General features: G+C 70.2%; 17 protein-coding genes. 8 read left to right on the top strand and 9 right to left on the bottom strand.

Annotated features, from left to right (window positions below):
• Positions 1-233: 233 nt before the first annotated feature.
• From ABH933_RS27965 to ABH933_RS27945, 5 genes are all read right to left on the bottom strand, one after another.
• The gene (locus ABH933_RS27965; RefSeq protein WP_429412997.1) at positions 234-3566 is read right to left on the bottom strand and encodes a translation initiation factor IF-2 N-terminal domain-containing protein; all 3333 of its coding nucleotides are present in this window, start codon (positions 3564-3566) and stop codon (positions 234-236) included.
• Between the two features lie 484 nt (positions 3567-4050).
• Positions 4051-4467 (bottom strand): nucleoside-diphosphate kinase, encoded by a 417-nt coding sequence (gene ndk, locus ABH933_RS27960; RefSeq protein ID WP_215917686.1) that lies wholly within the window; start codon positions 4465-4467, stop codon positions 4051-4053.
• A gap of 84 nt (positions 4468-4551) precedes the next feature.
• On the bottom strand, positions 4552-4959 hold the full coding sequence (locus tag ABH933_RS27955; RefSeq protein ID WP_429412995.1) for a DUF4233 domain-containing protein: 408 nt from the start codon (positions 4957-4959) through the stop codon (positions 4552-4554).
• Positions 4960-4961: 2 nt separating this feature from the next.
• Positions 4962-6404, bottom strand: coding sequence for a bifunctional tetrahydrofolate synthase/dihydrofolate synthase (gene folC / locus ABH933_RS27950; protein WP_429412993.1), 1443 nt, complete (start codon positions 6402-6404; stop codon positions 4962-4964).
• Between the two features lie 11 nt (positions 6405-6415).
• A complete protein-coding gene (locus ABH933_RS27945) occupies positions 6416-9118 on the bottom strand; it encodes a valine--tRNA ligase (protein WP_429412991.1) in 2703 nt (900 codons plus the stop codon).
• Positions 9119-9458: 340 nt separating this feature from the next.
• Here ABH933_RS27945 and ABH933_RS27940 point away from each other — a divergent pair, with 340 nt between their 5' ends.
• Positions 9459-9821 carry a hypothetical protein gene (locus ABH933_RS27940; RefSeq protein ID WP_429412989.1) on the top strand — a complete coding sequence of 121 codons (363 nt, stop codon included), beginning with the start codon at positions 9459-9461 and terminating at the stop codon, positions 9819-9821.
• A gap of 12 nt (positions 9822-9833) precedes the next feature.
• Here ABH933_RS27940 and ABH933_RS27935 read toward each other — a convergent pair whose 3' ends face one another.
• A complete protein-coding gene (locus tag ABH933_RS27935) occupies positions 9834-10721 on the bottom strand; it encodes a YegS/Rv2252/BmrU family lipid kinase (protein WP_429412987.1) in 888 nt (295 codons plus the stop codon).
• A complete protein-coding gene (locus tag ABH933_RS27930) occupies positions 10718-12295 on the bottom strand; it encodes an FAD-binding oxidoreductase (protein ID WP_429415549.1) in 1578 nt (525 codons plus the stop codon). The genes ABH933_RS27935 and ABH933_RS27930 overlap by 4 nt, the downstream gene beginning before the upstream one ends.
• A 151-nt stretch (positions 12296-12446) precedes the next feature.
• Between ABH933_RS27930 and ABH933_RS27925 the strand changes: the two genes are divergently transcribed.
• The 3 genes from ABH933_RS27925 (at position 12447) to ABH933_RS27915 (ending at position 15453) form a co-directional block, all read left to right on the top strand.
• Entirely contained in the window at positions 12447-13085 is a 639-nt protein-coding gene (locus tag ABH933_RS27925) for a TetR/AcrR family transcriptional regulator (protein ID WP_429412985.1), read from the top strand.
• Positions 13086-13113: 28 nt separating this feature from the next.
• Complete coding sequence (locus tag ABH933_RS27920; RefSeq protein ID WP_429412983.1) at positions 13114-14655, top strand: glycerol-3-phosphate dehydrogenase/oxidase; 1542 nt, start codon at positions 13114-13116, stop codon at positions 14653-14655.
• A 228-nt stretch (positions 14656-14883) separates the two neighbouring features.
• Positions 14884-15453, top strand: a complete 570-nt coding sequence (locus ABH933_RS27915; protein WP_429412981.1) for a DinB family protein — start codon at positions 14884-14886, stop codon at positions 15451-15453.
• 57 nt (positions 15454-15510) lie between these two features.
• Here ABH933_RS27915 and ABH933_RS27910 read toward each other — a convergent pair whose 3' ends face one another.
• Complete coding sequence (locus ABH933_RS27910; RefSeq protein WP_429412979.1) at positions 15511-16308, bottom strand: VOC family protein; 798 nt, start codon at positions 16306-16308, stop codon at positions 15511-15513.
• A 152-nt stretch (positions 16309-16460) separates the two neighbouring features.
• On the opposite strand from ABH933_RS27910, the gene ABH933_RS27905 reads away from it, so the two are divergent.
• Both ABH933_RS27905 and ABH933_RS27900 read left to right on the top strand, forming a co-directional pair.
• A complete protein-coding gene (locus tag ABH933_RS27905; RefSeq protein WP_429412977.1) occupies positions 16461-17150 on the top strand; it encodes an SDR family NAD(P)-dependent oxidoreductase in 690 nt (229 codons plus the stop codon).
• 54 nt (positions 17151-17204) lie between these two features.
• Entirely contained in the window at positions 17205-18251 is a 1047-nt protein-coding gene (locus tag ABH933_RS27900; RefSeq protein WP_429412975.1) for an S-adenosylmethionine:tRNA ribosyltransferase-isomerase, read from the top strand.
• Between the two features lie 30 nt (positions 18252-18281).
• Here ABH933_RS27900 and ABH933_RS27895 read toward each other — a convergent pair whose 3' ends face one another.
• On the bottom strand, positions 18282-18719 hold the full coding sequence (locus tag ABH933_RS27895) for a MarR family winged helix-turn-helix transcriptional regulator (RefSeq protein WP_215917676.1): 438 nt from the start codon (positions 18717-18719) through the stop codon (positions 18282-18284).
• A gap of 100 nt (positions 18720-18819) precedes the next feature.
• Between ABH933_RS27895 and ABH933_RS27890 the strand changes: the two genes are divergently transcribed.
• Both ABH933_RS27890 and ABH933_RS27885 read left to right on the top strand, forming a co-directional pair.
• Positions 18820-20253, top strand: a complete 1434-nt coding sequence (locus tag ABH933_RS27890) for an MFS transporter (protein ID WP_429412972.1) — start codon at positions 18820-18822, stop codon at positions 20251-20253.
• Positions 20254-20381: 128 nt separating this feature from the next.
• On the top strand, positions 20382-23696 hold the full coding sequence (locus tag ABH933_RS27885) for an arabinosyltransferase domain-containing protein (protein WP_429412970.1): 3315 nt from the start codon (positions 20382-20384) through the stop codon (positions 23694-23696).
• Positions 23697-23710: the final 14 nt, after the last annotated feature.

The raw sequence follows: 23710 nt of genomic DNA, 5'->3' as shown, positions 1-23710 counted from the left end.
AGACAGTGCTGTCGCCGAGCAGCGACTGTCCAAGATTACAGGACGCGGCCTGCTGTACCTAATCGGGCCCGGGCCGCACGCACCCACCGACTCGGCGCTCGGCGGCCCCGCCCAGCTCCGGCCCGCCACGCCCGCCGATACGCAGGGGTGAACTCGCCGCAACCGCGCGCGGGCTCAGGAAAGCCCGTGGCCCCGCCGTCGAAACGGCGGGGCCACGGGCTGTGATCGATCACTCAGTCGTTCTGCTCCGGGGCGCCTGCGGCGCGACCCGCACCACGACGGCGCGGGCGACTGCGCGGCACCACGACCGGCGGCTCGAAATCGGTGAGCGAGACCTCGGGGGCCTGCGACTGGTCCGAGCTGTTCAGCACGAACACCGCCGCGGTGTTGTCGGTGCTCGGTGCGGCCACGGTACGGGCCACCCGACGACGCTCCCGACGCACCGGGGCCGACGCGGATGTCGCCGTGGCGGCGTGGGCCGGGGCCGCCTGCGACCGATCGGAGTCACGATGCGGCTGCGCGGTATCGGCGCCCGAGTCGGCATGCGCTGCAGCCGGTTCGCGGTGGGCGGTGCCATTTTCACCCGCCGCGACACGGTCCGGCGCACTCTCCGCCGGGGTCGAAGCAGCGGTGGCAGATCCATCCGGCTCCCGGGTCGATGCCGACTCCGATGCCGCATGCTCCCGGCCCGCCTCGCGACCGGACCGCATCCGGCGCCGACGGGTGCGGACGCCCTCGCCGGCCTGAGCCGCCGCGCCGGACACCTCCGCCGCCTCCGGCTGTGCCGCCGACTCAACCGCTTCGGCCTCGGCAGCCTGCGCGCCGTGGGCCTCGACCTCGTGCGGTTCGACATCCTCGCCGTGATGCGCCGCCATGGCCAGCGCCACCGGATGCGCCCGCCGGGCGGCCGCCTCCTCCTCCGCGGCATGCGCATCGACCGGAGCGGGGATCGCGACGACCGGAGCCGGTGCGGCCGGCTTCTCCTTGTCCTTGCGGCGACGCCGGCCCTCACGCCGGCCCGCGCCCTCCTCGGCTGGTGCGGATTCGACCGGGTAGTCGTGCACCAGGATGCCGCGACCGTGGCAGTGCTCGCAGGTAGTCGAAAACGCCTCGACCAGTCCGGTGCCCAGCTTCTTGCGGGTCATCTGGACCAGACCCAGCGAGGTCACCTCTGACACCTGATGCCGGGTGCGATCGCGCCCCAGCGCCTCGGTCAGCCTGCGCAGCACCAGATCCCGGTTGGACTCGAGCACCATGTCGATGAAGTCGACGACGATCATGCCGCCGATGTCGCGCAGCCGCATCTGGCGCACGATCTCCTCGGCCGCCTCCAGGTTGTTGCGGGTGACCGTCTCCTCGAGGTTGCTACCGCCCGCGCCGGTGAACTTGCCGGTGTTGACGTCGATGACGGTCATCGCCTCGGTGCGGTCGATCACCAGCGTGCCGCCCGAGGGCAGCCACACCTTGCGATCCAGGGCCTTGGCCAGCTGCTCGTCGATGCGGAAGCTGCCGAAGACGTCGACACTCTGGTTGTCGTACTGCTCGACGCGGGCCAGCAGATCCGGCGCGACGGTGCGGATGTAGTTCTCGACCGTCGTCCACGACCGCTCGCCCTCGATGACGAGCTTGGAGAAGTCCTCGTTGAACAGGTCACGGATGACCTTGACCAGCAGGTCCGGCTCCTCGTAGAGCGTCTTGGGCGCGCCCGAGCCGTTCTTGGACTGCTCCTCGATGGTCTTCCAGGTGGCCTGCAGCCGCTCCACGTCGCGGGCCAGCTCGGCCTCGGCCACGCCCTCGGACGCGGTGCGGATGATCACCCCGGCGTCCTGCGGCACGATGTCGCGCAGCACCTCCTTGAGGCGCTTGCGCTCGGTATCGGGCAGCTTGCGGCTGATGCCGGTGGAGGTGCCGCCGGGTACGTACACCAGGAAGCGACCGGCCAGGCTGATCTGAGTAGTCAGGCGGGCACCCTTGTGCCCCACCGGATCCTTGCTGACCTGCACCAGCACGGTGTCGCCGGGCTTGAGCGCCTGCTCGATCTTCCGCTCCTTGCCGCCGAGCCCGGCGGCCTCCCAGTTCACCTCGCCGGCGTACAGCACGCCGTTGCGACCGCGGCCGATGTCGACGAAGGCTGCCTCCATGCTCGGCAGCACGTTCTGCACCCTGCCCAGGTACACGTTGCCGACCATCGACGCCGAACCGGTGCTGGTCACGAAGTGCTCGACCAGGATGTTGTCCTCGAGCACCGCCACCTGGGTGACCGCGCTCGGGTGGTCGGTGAAGTCCTTCTCACGCACGACCATCACCCGGTCCACCGACTCGCGGCGGGCCAGGAACTCGGATTCGGTCAGGATCGGCGGGCGACGGCGCCCGGCCTCGCGGCCGTCGCGACGGCGCTGACGCTTGGCCTCCAGGCGGGTCGAGCCGCTGATGCCCTGCACCTCGTCGACCGAGGCGGATGCGCGCCGTTTGTTGCGCGGCTCGCGCTCGTGCACGACGGTGTTCGGCGGATCGTCGTCCGACGGCTCGGACTCGGCATCCTCACCGGCCTTGCGGCGGCGACGGCGACGACGGCGGCGGGTCGAGCCCTCCGGCTCCGCTTCACCCTCGGACGCGCTCTCCTCGCCCTCGGTGTCGGCGGAATCCTCGGCGGATTCGGCCGGCTCGTCGATCTCGTCGGACTCGTCGTTCTCGTCGCCGTCGTTGTCCGCGGACTGCTCGCCCCGGCCCCGGCCCCGGCCGCGGCGACCCCGGCGGCGGCGGCGCGAACGGCCGCCGTCATCGGTATCGTCGTGGGACTGATCGTCGTCCCAGTCGCCGGTCGCGGCGGCGTCCTCAGTCTCGGCGGAATCGTCGGACTCGGCCGCGACGGCCTCGGAACCCCGGGCCGATTCGGCCCGAGCGGGCTTGTCCTGCGCGGTGGAGCCCGTGACGACCGGTTCCTCCGCCGTGCGCTCCTCGGCGCGCTCCTGCTCGGCCTTGGCCTGCCGGGCCGCCCGGCGCTGACGGCGGGCCTCCTCGGCGGCCGCGGCATCCGGCGACAGGAACAGCGGCGCGGCAACCACCGCGGGCGGTTCGAAGGTGACCGGCTCGACGGTCTGTGGCTGGTGGCTCTGGAAGGGGCTGGTGAACAGCGACTGCCGACGCGGCTCGGCCGGTTCGGCGGGCTTGTCGGGGGCGGACTCCTCGGCGGCCTGCTCCGCGACCGCTGCCTCCGGGGCGGCAATTGTCACCGGCTCGGGAGCCGACTGCTCGACCGGCTCCGCGGGCGCGGTCTCGGCCGGTGTGGTTTGCGCTGCTGCGGCCTCGGCCGGTTCGGCGGGTACGAACGCCTCCCGCACGGATTCGGCGACCGTACGGTCGAGGCTCGATTGGGCGCTGCGTGCCTCGGACCCCATGTCTGTCAGATGGGCCAGAATGCGTTTGCTGGTGGTTCCCAGCAGCTTCGCCAGCGCGTGCACCCGGATACGTTCCGGCAACTGCGCCGCCTCCCCTACCCCTGGCGCCGACGCCGGCGCGCGTCCATTGGTTTCTTGCGACGTTTCCTGCGGCTCTTGATCGGCCACGAAATCTCCTCGGACCCCCGGGCGCGTCCCACTCACATGCGAGAGTGACGCGGCCGACGCGGGGGCACTGTCTGTTCGCCTGCCGCCCCGTGGACGTCAGGCCATATGGTCTTCGCTCCGCGTAACCCGTTATCACGGTGTTTGTCGTCGTTCGGGTAACCGATCACGCGGCGCCTGGCTGTTGGCTTCCAACACCAGGGCCCGAGCGCTCATCCAGCGTGCGCCGGACAGCCGAGTCTTGGTAACCGTCCGGGGCAGCGATGATCGGCGTCGAGCCGCGGTGCCATGCGGTTGCGCTCCTCACCAGCATATACGGCCGATATCGAAGCACATCCACAGCCAGTATCCCACACCCGAGGTAGTTACCTTGCCTTCACTGTGCCTGAGTTGCCGCCGCCGGACTCCCGGGCGACCGCACGACCAGCACCCGGATGGCATTGCGGCCATCCGGGACGAGCGGGGCGAGAGTGTGCGGGACCAGCGACTACTGGGCGAACTGCGGGAACCAGAGGGCGATCTCGCGCTTGGCGGATTCGGGCGAGTCCGAGCCGTGCACGAGGTTGTACTGGGTCTCCAGGGCGTAGTCGCCGCGGATGCTGCCCGGGACCGCCTTCTCGACCGGGTCGGTGCCGCCGGCGATCTGGCGGAAGGCGGCAATGGCGCGCGGGCCCTCGAGGACCGCGGCGACAACCGGCCCCGAGGTGATGAACTCGATCAGCGAGCCGTAGAACGGCCGCTCGGCGTGCTCGGCGTAATGGGCGGCCGCCAGCTCCTGCGGCACCTGCTTCAGCTCCAGCTCGGCAATCTTCAAGCCCTTGCGCTCGATGCGGGTGATGATCTCACCGACCAGGCCACGGGCCACGCCGTCCGGCTTGATGAGTACCAACGTCTGCTCAGTCACGCGGGCAACTCTAACCGGCACGCCCGTGGCACCACGAACCACCGGGTCGTATCGTCGTCCGGCCCGCGGTGACGCCGGGCGCCGCTAAGCCCGCTGACTCGGCAGCAGGCCGCGATCCATGCGCTTTTTGACATCGGCGCGCAGGATGAAGATGAACGCCCACACCGAGACGAAGACGATGCCGATGATGCCGATGGACAGGTGGATGAACGTCCCCACCAGCAGCAGCACCTGCATCGCCACATTGAATCCCAGCGCCCACGGGCGCCGCTGCAGCCCGGCGCCGAGGATCATCAGCACCGCCAAGCCCACCAGATAGGCGATGGACCACCAGCTCAACCCGCCGCCGACCGAGGCGACCACCGGCAGGGCCAGCAGCACGGTGATGGCCTCGAGCACCAGCGCACCGGCCATCACCCCGCGAAAGCCCTTCCACGGGTCGGTGGCCGGGGGCGGCACGGATTCCTTGTTGGAGGCTGCGTCATCGGACATGGCTAAGCAGGATCCTTTCCGAACAGCGAGCGGGCAGCGCCCGCGGTGACGACCGATCCGGTGACCACGATTCCCGCCCCGGACACCGGCTCGCCCGCATCGCCCGCCTCCTCGGCCAGGGCGATGGCGGTTTCGACCGCATCGGCGAGGGTGTCCGCGGTGACGACCCGTTCGTCGCCGAATCGCTGGACGGCGATATTCGCCAGATCGTCGACGGGCAGCGCCCGGGGGGAGCCGTTGGTGGTCACAACGATCTCGTCGAAGACCGGCTCGAGCGCCTCCAGGATGCCCGCCGCATCCTTGTCGCCCAGCACCGCGATCACCCCGATCAGCTTGCGGAAATCGAACTCGTCGGTCAGCGTCGCGGCCAGGGCCTTCGCGCCGTGTGGGTTGTGCGCGGCGTCCAGGAAGATGGTGGGCGCGCTGCGCATGCGCTCCATCCGCCCCGGACTGATCGCGCTCGCGAATCCGGCACGGACGGCGTCGATGTCGAGCTGCCGGTCCGCGCCCGCGCCGAAGAACGCCTCGACCGCCGCCAGCGCGAGCGCGGCATTGCGGGCCTGATGTTCCCCGTGCAGGGGCAGGAAGATCTCGTCGTACACCCCGCCCAGGCCCTGGATCTCGAGCACCTGCCCGCCGACCGCGATGCGGCGCGAGAGCAGCCGGAACTCCGACCCCGCGCGGGCAACGGCGGCGTCGGCCTCGACCGTCCGGCGCAGCAGCACATCCATCGCCTCGGGCTCCTGCTCGGCAATGACGGCGACGGTCTCGCGCGGGGACAGCGGATCCTCGGGCGCCTTCTTGATGATCCCGGCCTTCTCCTTGGCGATGGAGGCGAGATCGTTGCCCAGATAGTCCATGTGGTCCATGCCGATCGGGGTGATCACCGCAACCTGGCCGTCGACGACGTTGGTGGCGTCCCAGGTGCCGCCCATGCCGGTCTCCACGACCGCGACGTCCACGGGCGCCTCGGCGAACGCCGCGTAGGACATCGCGATGAGGACCTCGAATTTGCTCAGCCGCGGCCCACCCGCGGCCTCGGACCGCTTGTCGATCATCTCGAGGTAGGGCTGCAGTTCCCGGTAGATCTCGACGTACTTGCCGGGCGTGATGGGCTCGTTGTCGATCGCGATGCGCTCGGTAGCCAGCTGCAGGTGCGGGCTGGTGATGCGGCCGGTGCGCCGATGCAGCGCGGTCAGCAGCGCGTCGATCATCCGGGTGACCGAGGTCTTGCCGTTGGTGCCCGCGATCTGGATGGAGGGATAGGTGCGCTGCGGGGAGCCGAGCAGATCCAGCAGGGCCACGATCCGGGTCAGCGAGGGCTCGAGTTGCCGCTCACCCCAGCGCTGGTCGAGTTCGGCCTCGACCAGTGCCATCTCGGCCAGATCCACGGGGGACGGCCCGGAATGCAGGCGATCGGGTGCTCCGAAATCCGGCGAATTCACGTGCTCTCCGTTCACTTCCCGGCCGCCGGCCGCGCGATCTCCTCGAGACGCACGGTGATTCGCGCCACCTCGGATTCCGCGACGTCCCGGCGGGTGCGGATCTTCGCCACCACGTCGTCCGGGGCCTTGGCCAGGAAGGCCTCGTTGCCGAGTTTGGCCGTGGTACCGGCCATCTCCTTCTGCGCGGTGGCCAGATCCTTCTCGAGGCGGCGGCGTTCGGCGTCGAGGTCGACCGTGCCGGAGGTGTCGAGTTCGACGGTGACCGTCGCGCCCGACAGGCGCACCTCGAGCGACGCGGTGGCGGTGAAGTCGTCCCCGGGCTCGATGAGCCGGGCCAGGTTCGCGATCTCGGCCTGCTGCGCAACCAGATCCGCGGCCTCGATGCCGATCAGCCTGGCCGCGACCTTCTGCTTGTCGGTCAGGCCCTGGTCGCTGCGGAACCGCCGGATCTCGGTGATCATGCGCTGGGCATCCGAAATGCGGCGCGCGGCAACCTCATCGGCCGCGACGCCCGAGGCCTGCGGCCAGCTCGCGACGACAATGGAATCACCCTCGCCCCCGGCGGTCAGCGCCTGCCACAGGGATTCGGTGACGAACGGGATCGCCGGATGCAGCAGGCGCAGTACGGAATCCAGCACATTGCCGAGCACGATGCGGGTACTCGCGGCACGCTCGTCGGACTCGGCGAATTGCACCTTCGCCAATTCCAGGTACCAGTCGCACAGTTCGTCCCAGGCGAAGTGGTACAGCCCCTCGCATGCCTTGCCGATCTCGTAGCGATCGAAGGCCGAATCGACCTCGGCCCGAGCGGCTTCCAGCCGATCCAGGATCCACCGGTCGGTATCGGTCAGGGTGGCCCGATCGGGCAGCTCGCCCGGCGCCGCGCCGTTCATCAGCGCGAACTTGGTGGCGTTGAACAGCTTGGTGACGAAGCTGCGCGAGGCCGTCACGTGCGGGGTGCCCACGGACAGGTCGCTGCCCGGCTGGGCGCCGCGCGCGAGGGTGAATCGCGTTGCGTCCGCACCGTATTCGTCGATCCACTCCAGCGGGTCGACACCGATGCCCTTGGACTTGGAGTACTTGCGGCCGAACTCGTCACGAATCAGGCCGTGCAGGAACACGTCCCGGAACGGCACCTGCGGCTCGCCGGCCGGCTTGCCCGCGGTGAGGACCGCATCGTCGGCGACGAACGTGCCGAACATCATCATCCGCGCCACCCAGAAGAACAGGATGTCGTAGCCGGTCACCAGCACGCTGGTGGGATAGAACTTCGCCAGCTCCGGGGTCGCGTCGGGCCAGCCCATGGTCGAGAAGGGCCAGAGCCCGGAGGAGAACCAGGTGTCCAGCACGTCGGGGTCCTGCACCCAGCCCTCGGGGGCCTGCTCGTCCGGTCCGACACAGGCGATCTCGCCCTCCGGGCCGTACCAGATCGGAATGCGGTGGCCCCACCACAGCTGGCGCGAGATGCACCAGTCGTGCATGTTGTCCACCCACTCGAACCAGCGCGGTTCCTGGCTCGCGGGGTGAATCGTGGTGTCCCCGTTGCGAACAGCGTCCCCTGCGGCCTTGGCGAGGGATTCCACCTTCACCCACCACTGCATGGACAGGCGGGGCTCGATCGGCTCGCCGGAGCGCTCGGAATGCCCGACGCTGTGCACGTACGGCCGCTTCTCCGCGGCGATCCGGCCCTCCTGCGCCAGGCGCTCGCGGATCTTGACGCGGGCCTCGAACCGATCCATGCCATCGAATTCGGTTCCGCTGTCGGCGATCTTGCCGGTCTTGTCCATGATGGTGGGCATGGGCAGGCCGTGACGCAGGCCGAGCTCGAAGTCGTTGGGATCGTGCGCGGGGGTGATCTTGACTGCGCCGGAACCGAATTCGGGGTCGACGTAGTCGTCCGCCACGACCGGGATCTGCCGACCGGTGATCGGGTGGTAGAGGGTGCTGCCGACGAGCGCGGCGTAGCGCTCGTCCTCCGGATGCACCGCGACCGCGGTATCGCCGAGCATGGTCTCCACCCGGGTGGTGGCCACGATCACGTGCGGCTCATCGTCGTTCAGCGACCCGTAGCGCAGCGAGACCAGCTCGCCCTCGACGTCCTCGTACTTCACCTCGACGTCGGAGATCGCCGTCTCCAGCACCGGGGACCAGTTCACCAGGCGCTCGGCGCGGTAGATCAGGCCCGCGTCGTACAGGCGCTTGAAGATGGTCTGCACGGCCCGGGACAGGCCCTCGTCCATGGTGAAGCGGTCGCGGTTCCAGTCCACGCCGTCGCCGAGGCGCCGCATCTGGCCCTGGATCGCGCCACCGGATTCGCGCTTCCAGTCCCAGACCTTCTGCACGAACAGCTCGCGGCCGAAGTCCTCCTTGGACTTGCCGTCGGCGGCGAGCTGCTTCTCGACCACGGACTGGGTGGCGATGCCGGCGTGGTCCATGCCGGGCAGCCACAGCACCTCGTAGCCCTGCATCCGCTTGCGGCGGGTGAGCAGGTCCATGATCGTGTGATCGAAGGCGTGGCCCATGTGCAGGTTGCCGGTGACGTTGGGCGGGGGCAGCACGATCGAGTAGGGGGGCTTGTCGCTGCTCGCGTCGGCCGCGAAGTAACCAGCGGCTACCCAGTGCTCGTACAGGTCGGCCTCTACCTCGCCGGGATTCCAGCTCTTGGGGAGTACGTCGGCACGATTTCGCGGGTTCTCAGGGGCTGTGCTGGTCACCGTGTGATTCTAAGGGTTGACTTTGCGCCCGAGCCGGGGGCCCGGCGGAGTAGTGGGAGAAACCCGAAGGGCGGGGTTTTCGGCGGATGAGGGACACCGAAAACCCCGCCCACGAGATTCAGATTACCGCCGTTTCGGGCCATAATCCCTTTTCCATATGGAATTCTCAGGTTTTTCCCGAACCCATTGTGTTGGTGCAGCTTTGCTGCTCAGGCGCCCCTCAGGTAGTCGCCCGTCGAATCGCGCACTGGACTGGCGAAAAGTCGAAACGTCTGCTGCACTTACTCCCCGGAAAGCCGGGCCGCGCCGTGCGGCGGCCACGCACGAAAGAGGGGTATCCATGCGTACTCGAACGTTGGTCGTCGCCGCCGCGGCGGCCGCCGTCGCGGGAATGGTGGGCGCGGGCTCGGCCGCCGCGGCCGCACCGGTCGTCAATCCGAAGATCGGCGGAATCGGGATCGAGTTCGACCACGGCGAGACGCAGTCGCTGGCCAACGGTCCGGTTCCCGCGCTGCTCGAGCAGGTCGTGCCCCGCAGCGCCATCAGCGTGTCCATCCGGCCGGATTCGCAGCTGCGCGCGATCGGCAATCACGTCTACGCGGATATGCCCGGTGTGATCAACGAGGCCGCGAGCCACCCCGACGGCAGGTTCGCCCTCGTTGTCGCCCCGGGCCCGCGGCTGGTCGTCGTGCAGGCCTGGTAGGGCCACGCCGGGTTACGGCACGATCACCGGCTGTGCGCCCGGCAGCGCGCGAAAGTGCGCGGGCAGGGCGCCGGCCGGGTCACCGTCGGCGGTCACGGGGGCGCCGGGCGCGGTCAGGGTGATCTCGGCCGCGCGATACTGGCTGATCGCCGGGTGATCGATGCGCTTGCCGGACGACAGGGCCGGCAGCATGCGCAGCATCTCCCGCCTGGACATCGCGCCCACCACCGTGAGATCCAGCTGGCCGTCGTCGACGACCGCGTCGGGGCAGATCATCATGCCGCCGCCGTAGGTCCGGGTGTTGCCGACCGCCACCATGATCGCCTCGGTCTCGACGATCGTGGCGTCCGACAGCTCGATGCGATACGGAACCGCCAGCCCCCGGGCGAGTTCCGCCAGCGCCGCGACGGAATACCGCAGCGGGCCGCGGGGATAGCGCATCCGGTTGGCGCGCAACGTCACCCGGGCGTCGAATCCGGTCCCCGCCACGGTCGCGAACCGCAAGGTGCCGTGTACCTCGCCGAGATCGATGTCGCGCACCGACCGGTTGCACACGATGTCGGCCGCCGCAATCGGATCGTGCTGCGGCACACCGAATTCACGCGCCAGATCGTTGCCCGTGCCGCCGGGCACCAGCCCGAGGGGCACCCCGGTCCCTGCCAGCGCCTGCAGCACCAGACACACCAGACCGTCGCCCCCGGCGCAGACCACCGCATCGGGCCGCTGGTCTCCGGACAACCGATCCCGCACCAGGCGAAGCGATTCCGCGGCCGTGGCGCCACTCACCTCGGTGACCTCCGCGCCACGCTGGCGCAGCCGGGCCGCGGCCTCGGCGGCCGCCGCCGATCCCCGTCCGTGACCGGACAGCGGATTCGTCACCAACAGCACCGACCCCGTCATGGAATCAGCTTTCCCGGGTTGAGGATTCCGGCCGGGTCGACGGCCTGCTTGACCGCGCGCAGCACCCGCACGCCCAACTCGCCGATCTCGCCGGTCATCCACGGGCGGTGGTCCGCGCCGACGGCGTGGTGATGGGTGATGGTGCCCCCGGCCGCGGCGATGGCGTCGCCGACGGCGTGCTTGGCGGTGTGCCACTGGGCGATCGGATCGTCGAGCTGCTTGGCCACCACGGTGAAGTACAGCGAGGCGCCGGTGGGATAGGTGTGCGAGATGTGGCACATAACCAGCGGCGGAGTTCCCTGTCCGGCGAGGGAATCCGTCAGTGCCGCGGTGACTTTCGCCTTCAGCTCGGCCAGATTGGACCAGCTGGTCGCGGTTTCCAGCGTCTCGCAGAGGATTCCGACGTCCAGCAGCGCATCGCGCAGATACGGCGCGGCGAAGCGGCCGTGTTCCCAGTCCCGCGCCGCCTGCTCCCCGAGCGCGGTGCCGCCCGCGGCGGTGAGCAGCGCGGCCGCCTCGGTGCCGCGGGCCTCGACCTGGGCCGCGGATCCCTCGATCGTCGTGATGGCCAGACAGCCGGTCACCGGGTTACCGCCGATGTCTCCGGCGCGGGCCAGATTCAGGCCGGTCTCGGCCTCGTCGGACAGCCGCAGCACGGTCGGGGCGGCCCCGGCCTGCACCACGGATCGCAGGGCCGCGGCGCCGGTGCCGAAATCGGGAAACGACCAGGCCTGATAGCCCACGGTCTCCGGAACCGGATGCACCCTCAGTGTGACCGCGGTGATCACGCCCAGCGTGCCCTCGGACCCCGAGAACAGCTCGCGCAGATCGGGTCCCGCGGCCGAGGCCGGGGCACGACCGAGGTCCAGGGTGCCGCCGGGGGTGGCCACGCGCAGGCGCTGAATCATGTCGTCGAAGCGGCCGTATCCCGCCGAGGCCTGGCCGGACGACCGGGTGGCAGCGAATCCGCCGATACTGGCGAATTCGAAGCTCTGCGGGAAGTGCCCCAGCGAAAGACCGTGCGCGGCAAGCAGTTTCTCCGCCTGCGGCCCGGTCAGCCCGGCGCCGAGGGTGACGGTGCCACTGACCGGATCCAGGTCGGTGAGGCTGTCCAGACGCCGAAGATCCAGGGCGACAACGGCATCGAATGCGTCGCGAGCCGGATCCACGCCGCCGACCACGCTGGTGCCGCCGCCGAAGGGCACCACGGCGATGCGCTGCTCGGTGCAGTACTCCAGGACGGCGAGTACCTGGTCGTGATCGGCCGGGAACAGCACCGCGTCCGGCGCGTCCTGCGGCCCGTCGAGACGACGGCGCAACAGATCGGGGGTGCTCTTACCACCGGCGTGCAAGAGCCGGGCACGGTGGTCGGTGCGGACCTGGTCCGGGCCGACCACCGTGGACAACCCAGCGAGATGCGCCTGCGACAACGCCGAGGTGCGTAGTGGCACGCTGCCCTCATCGCGACGCGACACCGACTCGCCGGACACTCCGAAAACCTGCGCCAGCAACGTCCGGATCTTCTCCGGCAGCGGCGCATGCTCCGACGGAATGCCCCAGGCGTCCCACACCATACTCGGCCGCGACGACGACTCGCCCGGCATTTCGAAGGATGACGCGTCTTGTCGGTTTTCGGTCATGCGTTACAGTTTGACATATAGTGTCAAGTAGTAACGACTAAGACGCGCGGTTCGCAGTGGTCCGCGCCCGACCCGGCGGTGATCGATGTCCGTGCCATCCAGCTCCGAGGACGCTTCAGCGGCGCCCGACGGCGCCAGCTCCATCGACCGAGCCATCCTGGACGCCGCCCGCGCCTGCGTCGAGGAGTTCGGGGTGCGCCGGACCACGCTGACCGAGGTGGCACGCCGCGCCGGTGTCAGCCGCCCGACGGTGTATCGCCGTTGGCCCGACACCGGGTCGCTGGTGGCCGAGCTATTGGTTCAGGAGCTGCACGGCATCATCGGGCGGACCGTGCCCGGCGCCGGGCGCGCTCGGGACCGCCTCGTCGGGGGCGTGGTCGCGGGCGCGGCGACCGTGCGCGCGAATCCGCTGTTCGCCAAGATCTTCCGCACCGACACCGACCTGATGCTGACCTATGTGTTCGGCCGCCTCGGCCGCAATCAGCGCGCTCTCATCCAGCTGTTCGCCGGCCTGATCCGCGAGGGCCAGCAGGACGGTTCCATCCGCGCCGGCGCCCCGGACGAGCTGGCCACCATGCTGCTGCTGATCGCCCAGTCCACCGTGCAGTCCGCCGCCATGGTCGGCGATCTGCTGCCCGAGCACCGGCTGGACGCGGAGCTGACCCGCGCGATCGAGGGCTACCTGCGCCCCGGTGACCCGACCCCGGAATGCGAGAAACAGTGACCGCCCGATACCCGATGGGAATGGTGAAATGAACGGATCCGCACAGGCTTTCGGAGATTCGGCGCTGAATGCGGCGCGGCGCGAGCGGGAGCTGCGCGCACTCGGCGACGGCGGCGTCGTCGACGTGCTGGTGATCGGCGGCGGAGTGACCGGGACCGGGGTGGCGCTGGACGCGGCCGCGCGGGGACTGCGAACGGTCCTGGTGGAGAAGCACGATCTGGCCTTCGGCACCAGCCGGTGGAGTTCGAAGCTGGTGCACGGCGGGCTGCGCTATCTGGCCAGCGGCGGAGTGGGGATCGCGCACGAGAGCGCCGTCGAACGGCACGTGCTGCTCACCACCACCGCACCGCATCTGACCCGGCCCATCCCGCAGCTGGTGCCCCTGCTGCCGGAAGTCGGTGCGGCACAGCGAATGCTGATCCGCACCGGATTCGTGGCCGGAGATGTGCTGCGGCGCACCGCCGGAACCCCCGCCGCGGTGTTGCCGCGGTCGCGGCGCGCGGCGGCCGCCGAGGCGCTGCGAATGGCTCCCACCGTGCGCCGTGAGGGCCTGGGCGGCGCCCTGCTGGCCTGGGACGGTCAGCTGGTCGACGATGCGCGCCTGGTGGTGGCGATCGCCCGCACCGCCGCCGCGCACGGCGCCGCGATCCTCACTCGTGTCGAGGCCGAGCGGGTGAGCGGCGACGAGGCGGTGCTGCGCGATACCTTGTCCGGCGAAACCCTCACCGTGCGAGCACGTTCGGTCGTCAACGCCACGGGCGTGTGGGCCGACCGGCTCGATCCGAGTATCGAGCTGCGGCCCAGCCGGGGCACCCATCTGGTCTTCGACGCCGCCGCGTTCGGGGGGCTCGGCGCGTCGCTGACGGTCCCGATTCCGGGCAGCACCAGCCGGTTCGTCTTCGCCTTCCCTGCCGCGCACGACCGGGTGTACCTGGGCCTGACCGACGAGGACGCCCCCGGTCCGGTGCCGGATCGGCCCGAGCCCACCGACACCGAGATCGACTTCCTGCTCGACACCGTCAACACGGTGCTGCGGGAGCCGTTGCACCGCAGCGATATTCGTGGCAGCTTTGCGGGCCTGCGCCCGCTGCTGCGCACCGGCGGGGACAGCACCGCCGATATCTCCCGCGAGCACGCGGTGCTGCACTCCCCCGGCGGCCCGATCACGATCGTCGGGGGCAAGCTGACCACCTACCGGAAGATGGCCCAGGACGCCGTCGATGCGGCCGTCGCCCATGCCGGGCTGGCCGCGGGGCCGTGCCGGACGCGCCGAATCCCGTTGACCGGCGCGGTGACCGGCGCCGCCCGCGACCACCTCGACGCCCCGACGCGGCTGATCGAGCGTTACGGCAGCGAGGCGCCCGCGATCGCCGAACTCGCACACCGGGATCCCGCCCTGGCCGAGGCCGTCGCCCCCGGAATAGATGTGCTGCGAGCGGAATTCGCCCATGCCATCACCCACGAGGGTGCATTGAACGCGGATGATCTGCTGGACCGGCGCACCCGGATCGGCCTGGTGGCCACCGACCGCGCCGCCGCCCTGTCCGCCGCGGAGGCCGCCTTCGGCTGAAATACCGTGCCGTCCGGGCGCGTATCGGGCCGCCCGGCGGGACTGCCGCCCCGCTCGGCGCCAAGTGGGCTGCGGCGCGCAAACATACCGCATATCCTTACTTCGTAGGAAGGTCGATGTACCGCCGAGGAGTTCCGGCAAACGGCCGCACGCGATATCGTCCGGATCGTGCCCGATCGGTCGAGCCCGCTGTGAGCCGGCCGGAAGCCGCGATGTGAAGGAGGCGGAGTGGCCGACACCCAGCAGACGCCGACCGATACCCGGAGGGCCGAGATGTTCGTTGCCCCGGAACATGATCCGCGCACCCACCTACACACGACCGGGGACGAGCGCGCCGTGCTGACCGAGATCCTGGCAGGTCAGCGCGCCACCCTGGAACTCAAGTGCGCCGGACTGGGCACGGAACTGGCTCGGCGTGCGGTCGCGCCCTCGACGCTGTCGCTGCTGGGACTGGTGCGGCACCTGGCCGATGTCGAGCGCCGCTGGTTCCGCCGGGTCCTGGCGAGCGAACCGGCCCCGCCGCTGTTCACCTCCGAGGAACGCCCGGACGACGATTTCGACGGGGCGAGCACCGATTCGGGCTCGATCACCGCGGCCTGGGGTGCCTGGCGCGCCGAGGTCGCCTTCGCCGAACGGTTCACCGTCGCGGCGCCGGATCTGGGTATCACCGGCGACGACAAGTGGCTCGGGGAGGTCTCGCTGCGCTGGGTGCTGGCCCATATGATCGCCGAATACGCCCGGCACAACGGCCATGCGGATCTGCTGCGCGAACGGATCGACGGCGCGGTGGGCCTCTGACAATCGGGACGGCCCGGCGCTGCGAGAAACACCCGGCCGTCCCGAGGTACCCGGCGCTCAGATGGTGTTGCCGCCCAGGCTGAACCGCACGCCGCCGGGGTCGACGACGGAGGTGATGCGGCCGTAGGGGGTGTTCTCGGGCTCGCGTTCCACCGAACCACCGAGGGACACCAGGGTTTTCACCGCGGCATCGACATCCTCGACGCCGAAGTAGGGACGCCATCCGCCGGGCGCGCCCGCGGGCAGGAAGGCCGTGGAGTCCATCACGCCACCCAGCATCGGGGACGTGGAGTGGATTGTGGTGTAGCGGAATTCCGGGGCGTCGGACACGGTGAACGGGTCCTGCCAGCCGAAGACCTCGCGGTAGAACCGCAGCGCGTCGGCGTAGGCGGGGGTGTGCAATTCGAACCAGGACGGGTTGCCGGCGTGCTCGCTCCACTTGCCGTCGGAGACGGTGCCCATCGCGCCGAATCCGGTGTGGACGCCCGGCTGCCACGCCCCCACCCCGGCACCGCTGGGGTCGCCGAGGATCGCCATGCTGCCCATCTCGCCGACCCGCATCGCGGGCACCACGACGCGGCCGCCCTGCTCGGCGGCCTTGGCGGCGGTCGCCTCCGCGTCGGCGGTGTGCAGATAGATCGTCCATTGATCCGGACCGCCGGAGGTGCCGTCGTTGTGCATGCCGCCCGCCACGGCATTGCCGTCGTTGCGGAAGGTGATGTAACCCCCGTACTCGGGGCCGCCGCGCTCGGCGGTCCAGCCGAGCAGCTCACCGTAGAAGGCGATCGAGCGGTCCGGATCGGAGGTGAAGAGCTCGACCCAGCAGGGATCTCCGGGCTTGAAGGTGTAGGTCATGGTGGCTCCTGTCGGTGGCTGTGGAGACTGACAACCCTTCGGACGACGCCGCGCCGCGAAATTCATCGCCGCGCGCCACACTTTCACAGGTTCACTCGAGGCGGAATCCCAATCCTTGACCTGAAGTCGCCTTCAGGTTTCACGATGGGTGCATGTCCGATACGAAAACCGCCCTCATCACCGGCGCGTCCGCCGGGCTCGGACGCGCGACGGCACTGGCACTGGCCGCGCGCGGCTGGGATCTGATCATCACAGCCCGCGGCCTCGAGCCCCTGGCCCGGGTGCGGGAGGCGACCGGCGCGATGGCCCTGGCCGGCGATGTCGCCGATCCGGCGCACCGCGCGCAGCTCGCCTCCGCGCTCGCCGAGCCGGACCGGCTGGATCTGGTGATCAACAACGCCAGCGCCCTGGGCCCGAGTCCGATGCCGCGCCTGGCCGACTATCCGCTCGGCGAGTTCACCGCGGTGCTGGCCACCAATATCGTTGCCCCCCTGGCTATTCTGCAGATCACGGCACCGAAACTGCGGGCCGGCAACGGCATCGCGGTCGACATCAGCTCGGACGCCGCAATCGCCCCCTACGAGGGGTGGGGCGGTTACGGTGCGTCCAAGGCCGCGCTGGACCAGCTGACCGCGATCTTCGCCGCCGAGAATCCGGAGCTGAGCGTCTACAGCTTCGATCCGGGCGATATGCGTACCGCGATGCACCAGGCAGCATTTCCGGGCGAGGACATCTCCGACCGCCCGGAGCCCGAGACGGTCGTGCCCGCGCTGCTGCATCTCATCGATACCCGCCCGCCCAGCGGGCGATACATCGCCTCGGAGCTCACCGTCTCGCACTGACGGCTCAGGAACGCCGCCCGGCGGGGAACCCGGGCGAGAAGGAAGGTACGCGCAATGACCGCCGTCCTGCACGATTTCACGCTGTCCGCCGACCGGGCCGCCACCGCCCCGCCCGAGGCCCGCGGCCTCGCGCGTGATGCTGTCCGAATGCTGGTGTCGGACAACGGAATCCTCACCCATGCCCGATTCCGTGAACTTCCGCGTTTCCTACGACCGGGAGATCTCGTCGTGGTGAACAATTCCGCGACCCTGTCCGCGGCGGTCGAGGCCCGGTACGGCGGCGAGGCGGCCGTGCTGCACTTCGCCACCTGGCTCGACGACGGCGGCTGGGTCGTGGAACTGCGCTCCCCCGAGGGCGTTCCCTTCACCGCCGTCGCACCGGAATCCGGTGCACGCGTGGAGCTTCCGGGAGCCAACGCGACGCTGCGCGCACCCTGGCTGCCGCCCGCGGCCCGGCTGTGGGTCGCCGACATCGATACCGATGTCCCCGCCCTGTTGGCCCGGCACGGCCGCCCGATCACCTATTCCTATGTGACACAGCACTGGTCGCCCGACTACTACCGCACCGTATTCGGGCGCGAGCCCGGTAGCGCCGAAATGCCCAGCGCCGGACGCCCGTTCACCGAGACGCTGGTGACCGAGCTGGTGGCCGCGGGCATCACCGTAGCCCCGATCACGCTCCACACGGGCCTTTCCTCCCCGGAAAAGGGCGAGCCACCGAGCCCGGAACGCTATGCGGTACCGGCGATCACGGCCCGGCTGGTCAACGCGGCCCACGCCGCCGGCGGCCGGGTCGTCGCCGTCGGCACCACGGTCACCCGCGCCCTGGAGTCGGCCACCGACCGGTCCGGACGGGTCCACCCCGCCGCCGGCTGGACGAACCTGACGCTGGGCCCCGATCGCCCGGCCCGCGCGGTGGACGGCCTCATCACGGGCTGGCACGAACCCGGCGCCTCCCATCTGCGCCTGCTCGAGGCGATCGCCGGCGCCGAGCGCGTCGGCCAGGCCTATCGCACGGCCCTGGATACCGGCTACCTGTGGCACGAATTCGGCGACACGGCACTGCTTTTCGCCCCACCGGCTCCGACGGTCGACCGGTAGCGCGAGGGCCGAATCTCCCGCGCGTGCACCCTATTCCGCCGCCTCCAGTTTCGGCACCAGCCGCTCCAGCATGCCCTCGAGCTGCAACTCCTCGTCGGGGGTGAGCTCGGCCAGCGCCTTGTAGGCTCGCACCTGGGAGGCCCGGATCTGGCCGGCCAGTTCGGTGCCCTCATGGGTCGAGGCCAGGTATTTCACCCGACGGTCGGCCGGATTGACCGTGCGCCGGACCAGCCCACGCGTCTCCATCCGGTCCGCGACGCCGGTCAGATTCGACGGATCGCACGCCAGGCGCCAGGCGAGCTCGCGCATCGGCAGTTCCTCGGGCGGCTCGTTGAGCGCCAGCAGCAGCTTGGCCTGGGTCCAGGTCAGGTTGTGCTCCTGGGCCGCATCCAGGAAGTCCTGCAGGTAGGCCGACACGAATCGCCCGATCAGCAATGCGAGCGGACTCGGTGTTGTGGCCTCACTCATAGTCGCGATCGTACCGGTTCGATTGACAACGGTTATCTTTGAAGCCTTAAATGCTTGAGGTCTTCAAATATATCTGTCATCAAATTTCTGGAGGTGTGGCATGGCCCGGAGAGGGGCGCTGCTGACCGGCGTGCTGGCGTTCGCCGCGATGATCGTGACCGTGATGCAGACCCAGGCGGTGCCGATCCTGGGACTGATCGCGACGAAACTGCACGTATCCACCACATCGGTGAGCTGGGTGACCACCGCGACGCTGCTGTCCGCGGCCGTGTTCACCCCGCTGTTGGGACGCATCGGCGACCTCTACGGCAAGAAGCCCACCCTGCTGGGTGTGCTCGCGGTCGCGGTGGCCGGCTCGACCGTCTCCGCGATGGCGGACTCGCTGGGCGTGCTGCTGGTCGGACGGGCCCTGCAGGGCGTGGCGACCGCGATCTTCCCGCTGGCGCTGTCGGTGCTGCGCGAGGAGATCCCCGCCGAACGGCTGCACGGCGCGATGGCGATCGTCAGCGGCACCCTCGCCTTCGGCGGCGGTATCGGCCTGGTGGCCACCGGCCTGCTGACCCAGGGCAGCAACCCCGGCTACCACGTGGTGTTCTGGTTCACCGCGGGACTGGCCGTGCTGGCACTGGCGCTGGCCGCGGCGGCTGTCCCGAACACGGGTAAGCGGCATCCCGGCAGCGTGGATCTGCCCGGTGCGCTCACCCTGGGCGGGTTCCTGGTGCTGTTGCTGCTGCCGATCTCCCAGGGTCACACCTGGGGCTGGACCTCGGCCGCGACGCTGGGCTGCTTCGCCGGGGCGATCGTGCTGGCGGTGCTGTGGGTACTGGTCGAACGCCGGGCGTCCGCGCCCCTGGTCGACCTGACGATGTTCGCCCACCGGCCGGTGCTGTTCACGAACCTGTCCGGGGTGTTCATCGGATTCGCGATGTTCCTGCTGTTCATGGGGGTGTCGTATCTGGCCCAGATGCCCGCTCGCCTCGCCGGGTACGGCTTCACGGCCTCGATCCTGCGGGCCTCGGTCGAATATCTGCTGCCCACCACCCTCGCGTCGATGGCCGCGGCCCCGATCGGCGGCCTGCTGGTGGGCATGATCGGCGGGCGCTGGGTGCTGGCGCTGTCCGGCATCGTCGGCACGGCGGGATTCGCCTGGATGGCCCTGGCACACGATGCCACCGCGGCGGTGATCGCGGCCAGCGTCGTCATCGGCGTCGCCATCAGCTTCGCCTACGCGGCCATGCCCGCCCTGATCGCGGCCAATGTGCCGCATCACCAGAGCGGCGTCGCCAACGGCATCAACTCCATCTCCCGCACCGTGGGCAGCGCGCTGGGCAGCGCCATCATCACCACCCTGCTGACCGCCAAACTCCTTCCGCACCTGCCGCTTCCGCAGGAGGGCCAGTTCACGGTGGCGTTCTGGGTCGGAGCGGGAGCCTGCGCCGCGACGATTCTCGCGGCCCTGGTCGGTCTGCGACCGGAAACCCGCACCCACGCACCCGAAACGGCCGCGGCGGAACTGGTCACCACCGCTTCCTGAATCGGCCCGAGCCCGGCCCGGCATCCCGTAGTGGTTCCCCAACCCCGCCGCAGGATGGTCCCGATTCGCTCACCGCCCGGTCGGCGAGCGGATCGGGGTCTCGAGTCCGGTTGATAGCATGCCGGACCGTGAACCTGACGCTCAGCCGGCCACCGGCCGAAGAACGGCCGTTGACCACTCCCGCCCAGCTAGGTGGGGGTGTGCGGCTGTGGCGCATCATCGCCATCGTGGCGGGGATCGCCGGGGCCCTGCTGGCCGTGGCGGTGCCCCTGCTGCCGGTCCATCAGCAGCAGTCGTCGCTGAGCTGGCCGCAGGCGGGCCGGGCGGCAAACATCACCGCGCCCCTGGTGTCCTACTCGCCGACCAGCGTGCACGCCGAGATCCCGTGCTCCGCCGCGGCAGCGCTGGGCCCCCGCGGCGGCACCCTGCTCGACACCGTCCCGCAGGCGTCCGGATCGGCCTATCACTACGGCCTGAACGTCCTGGTGACGCCCGCTGTCGAGGGCGGCACGCCTGCGGGTCCCGCGTCGTCGCACCCGCCGCAGCCGGGCGGCACCCGCCTGCAGGTGGTGCTGCGCGACCAGACGATGATCGACACCCCGATCTCCGCGCTGCCGCACGGCTGCGTGATCACGATCACCTCCGACAGCTCGAACACCACGGTCACCGCGGGCGGCGACCCCGTCGTGCTGGCGGGCGACCACCGACCGCAACTGGTCGGCCTGTTCACCGATCTGACCGGCGCGGCCCCGGCGGGAATGCACGCCGACGTGGTGATCGATTCGCGATTCACCACGTCCCCGACCGCGCTGAAACTGATCGCGATCATCGGCGCGCTGCTCGCGACGGCCGTGGCCCTGTACGCCCTGCACCGCCTGGACGGCGCCGACGGTCGCGGCAACCGGCGCGTGCTGCCGCGCCGCTGGTGGCGGCCGCGACTGGTGGACGGCGTGATCGTCGGCACGCTCATCGTCTGGTACTTCATCGGCGCGGGCACCTCCGACGACGGCTACATCTTCGGCATGGCCCGCACCGCCGGGCACGCCCGCTATCTGGCGAACTACTTCGCCTACTTCGGGGTGCCGGAGACCCCCATCGGCATCCCCTACGACAACCTGTTCGAACTGCTTTCGCGCCTGTCCACCGCGAGCATCGTGGTGCGGCTGCCGGAACTGCTCCTGGGCATCGCGTGCTGGTTCCTGATCAGCCGTGAGGTGGTGCCGCGCCTGGGCGTCGCCGCCCGCCGCGAGCGCGCGGCGATCTGGGCGGGCGGGCTGATGCTGCTGGCGTTCTGGCTGCCCTACAACAACGGCCTGCGACCCGAGCCCGCCATCGCCCTGGGTGTCCTGCTGACCTGGGTCTCGATGGAGCGCGCGCTGGCCACCCGGCGGCTGACCCCGGCCGCACTCGCCCTGATTCCCGCCGCGCTGGCCGTGGTGACCAACCCGTCCGGGCTCATCTGCTTCGCCGCGCTGCTGGCCGGGGCGCGCCCGCTGGTGCAGATCATCGTCGAGCGCGCCCGCACCGCGGGCTGGACCGCGTTGATCGCGCCCGCGCTGGCCTCGGGACTGGTGGTACTCACCATCGTGTTCGCGGGTCAGCCGATCTCCGAGGTCCGCACGATGCAGGCCGCGCACAAGGCGGTGGGCCCCGATATGCCGTGGTACACCGACTATCTCGTCTATCAGGACCTGTTCCAGCCGACCCCGGACGGGTCGCTGGCGCGCCGGTTCGCGATGGTGATGATGTTCCTGACGCTGGCGATCGCGGTGGTCGCACTGCTGCGCAAGAACGGCCGGATTCCGGGACTGGCGGCGGGCCCGGCCCGGCGGATCGTGGGCACCACGATCGCCGCGGTGCCGCTGATGGCGTTCTCCCCCACCAAGTTCAGCCACCACCTGGGTGTGTTCGCCGGACTCGGCGGCGCGGTCGCGGTCGTCGCCGCGGTCGCCGTCGCCCCGCACGCGATGCGCTCGGCCCGCAACCGCACCCTGGCCGCGGCCGGGGTGGTCGGGATCCTGGCGATCTCGTTCACCAGCTCGAACGGCTGGTGGTACGTGGCCAGCTACCGGATCTCCTGGTGGGACAAGCCGATTTCGGTGCACCACATCGGGGCGGGCACGGTGCTGCTGGCCCTGGCACTGCTGCTGGTCGTGCTGGCGGGCTGGTTCCATATCCGGGAACCGTTCCGGACACAGCAGGCCGTGCCGCGCCGGACGGTCCCGATGATCACGGTCGCCGCGGCACTGGTCGTGCTGTTCGAGGTGGCATCGTTCGTCAAGGGCGCCGTCGCGCAGTACCCCGCCTTCTCGCTGGCCTCCTCGAATCTCGCGGCCCTGGGCGGCAATGCGTGCGGCATGGCCAACGACGTGCTGGTCGAGCCGGACGCGAACACCGGTGTGCTGCACCCGTTGTCGGGCAGCCCGGCGACCGCCCTGGGCGGCGGCACGAACAGCGGCTTCACCCCCGACGGGCTCAACCTCAACGACCTGCTGCCCGACTCCTCGGCCGCCGCGGCGGCCTCGGTCGGCCAGTCGCTGGGCAGCGTGGGCACCACCACCAAGACCGGTACGGACAGCACCGGCGGCCCGAACGGGACGGCGCAGACCGGCATCAACGGCAGCAGCATTCCGCTGCCGTACGGCCTGAATCCCGCGACGACGCCGATGCTCGGCAGCTACGGCAGCCCGGGCGCGCAGAAGTCGCTCACGTCGGGCTGGTACCGGCTGCCCGACCCGGACGCGAGCGGCAGCCGCGGGGACATCGTCTCCATCGCCGCCGCCGGGCGCATCGCCTCCACCGATATCGACAACCTGCCGGTCGCCGGTCAGAGCGTGCAGCTGGAATACGGCGTCGCCGGGACGGGCGACGATGTGCAGGCCCTGGGCAAGGTGACCCCGGACGATGTCAGCGTGCTGCAGCCGTCCTGGCGCAATCTGCGAGTTCCGTTGCGGCAGTTGCCCGCGCAGGCGAACGTGGTGCGGATCGTGGCGTCGGTGGACAGCTCGGATCCGCTGCAGTGGGTCGCGGTGACCCCGCCGCGCGTGCCCAAGCTGCAGACCGTCGACCAGCTGGTCGGGCACTCCGATCCGGTGCTGCTCGATTGGCTTGTGGGCCTGGAGTTCCCGTGCCAGCGTCCGTTCGACCACTTCGCCGGCGTCGCCGAGATCCCCAAGTACCGCATCACACCCGACCTCGCGGCCGCGATCATGACCACCAACTGGGAGAGCCACACCTCCGGCGGCCCGCTGGGCTACATCCAGCTGCTCACCAGCACCCAGGTCATGCCCTCCTACCTGAAGGACGATTGGAAGCGCAACTGGGGCGAGATCGAGCGGCTGGTGCCGCTGGATCTGAATGCGGTTCCGGCACAAGTGGATACGGTGACCCAGAAGCGTTCGGCGCGGTGGACGCCGGGCCCGATGAACCTCGACATCCGCTAGGAGCGGACCGTGGA

Source organism: Nocardia sp. GP40, from assembly GCF_050434125.1.
Lineage (GTDB): Bacteria > Actinomycetota > Actinomycetes > Mycobacteriales > Mycobacteriaceae > Nocardia > Nocardia albiluteola.
The sequence above is the reverse complement of the archived record's forward strand: the minus strand, read 5'-3'. Positions and strand labels throughout refer to the sequence as shown.

Coding starts and splice junctions, on each gene's coding strand:
- ABH933_RS27895 (WP_215917676.1), bottom strand. CDS start 18,719: ATGAGTGAGGCCACAACACCGAGTCCGCTCGCATTGCTGATCGGGCGA.
- ABH933_RS27905 (WP_429412977.1), top strand. CDS start 16,461: ATGTCCGATACGAAAACCGCCCTCATCACCGGCGCGTCCGCCGGGCTC.
- ABH933_RS27925 (WP_429412985.1), top strand. CDS start 12,447: ATGTCCGTGCCATCCAGCTCCGAGGACGCTTCAGCGGCGCCCGACGGC.
- ABH933_RS27930 (WP_429415549.1), bottom strand. CDS start 12,295: ATGGTGTGGGACGCCTGGGGCATTCCGTCGGAGCATGCGCCGCTGCCG.
- ABH933_RS27900 (WP_429412975.1), top strand. CDS start 17,205: ATGACCGCCGTCCTGCACGATTTCACGCTGTCCGCCGACCGGGCCGCC.
- ABH933_RS27890 (WP_429412972.1), top strand. CDS start 18,820: ATGGCCCGGAGAGGGGCGCTGCTGACCGGCGTGCTGGCGTTCGCCGCG.
- ABH933_RS27935 (WP_429412987.1), bottom strand. CDS start 10,721: ATGACGGGGTCGGTGCTGTTGGTGACGAATCCGCTGTCCGGTCACGGA.
- ABH933_RS27910 (WP_429412979.1), bottom strand. CDS start 16,308: ATGACCTACACCTTCAAGCCCGGAGATCCCTGCTGGGTCGAGCTCTTC.
- ABH933_RS27940 (WP_429412989.1), top strand. CDS start 9,459: ATGCGTACTCGAACGTTGGTCGTCGCCGCCGCGGCGGCCGCCGTCGCG.
- ABH933_RS27920 (WP_429412983.1), top strand. CDS start 13,114: ATGAACGGATCCGCACAGGCTTTCGGAGATTCGGCGCTGAATGCGGCG.
- ABH933_RS27955 (WP_429412995.1), bottom strand. CDS start 4,959: ATGTCCGATGACGCAGCCTCCAACAAGGAATCCGTGCCGCCCCCGGCC.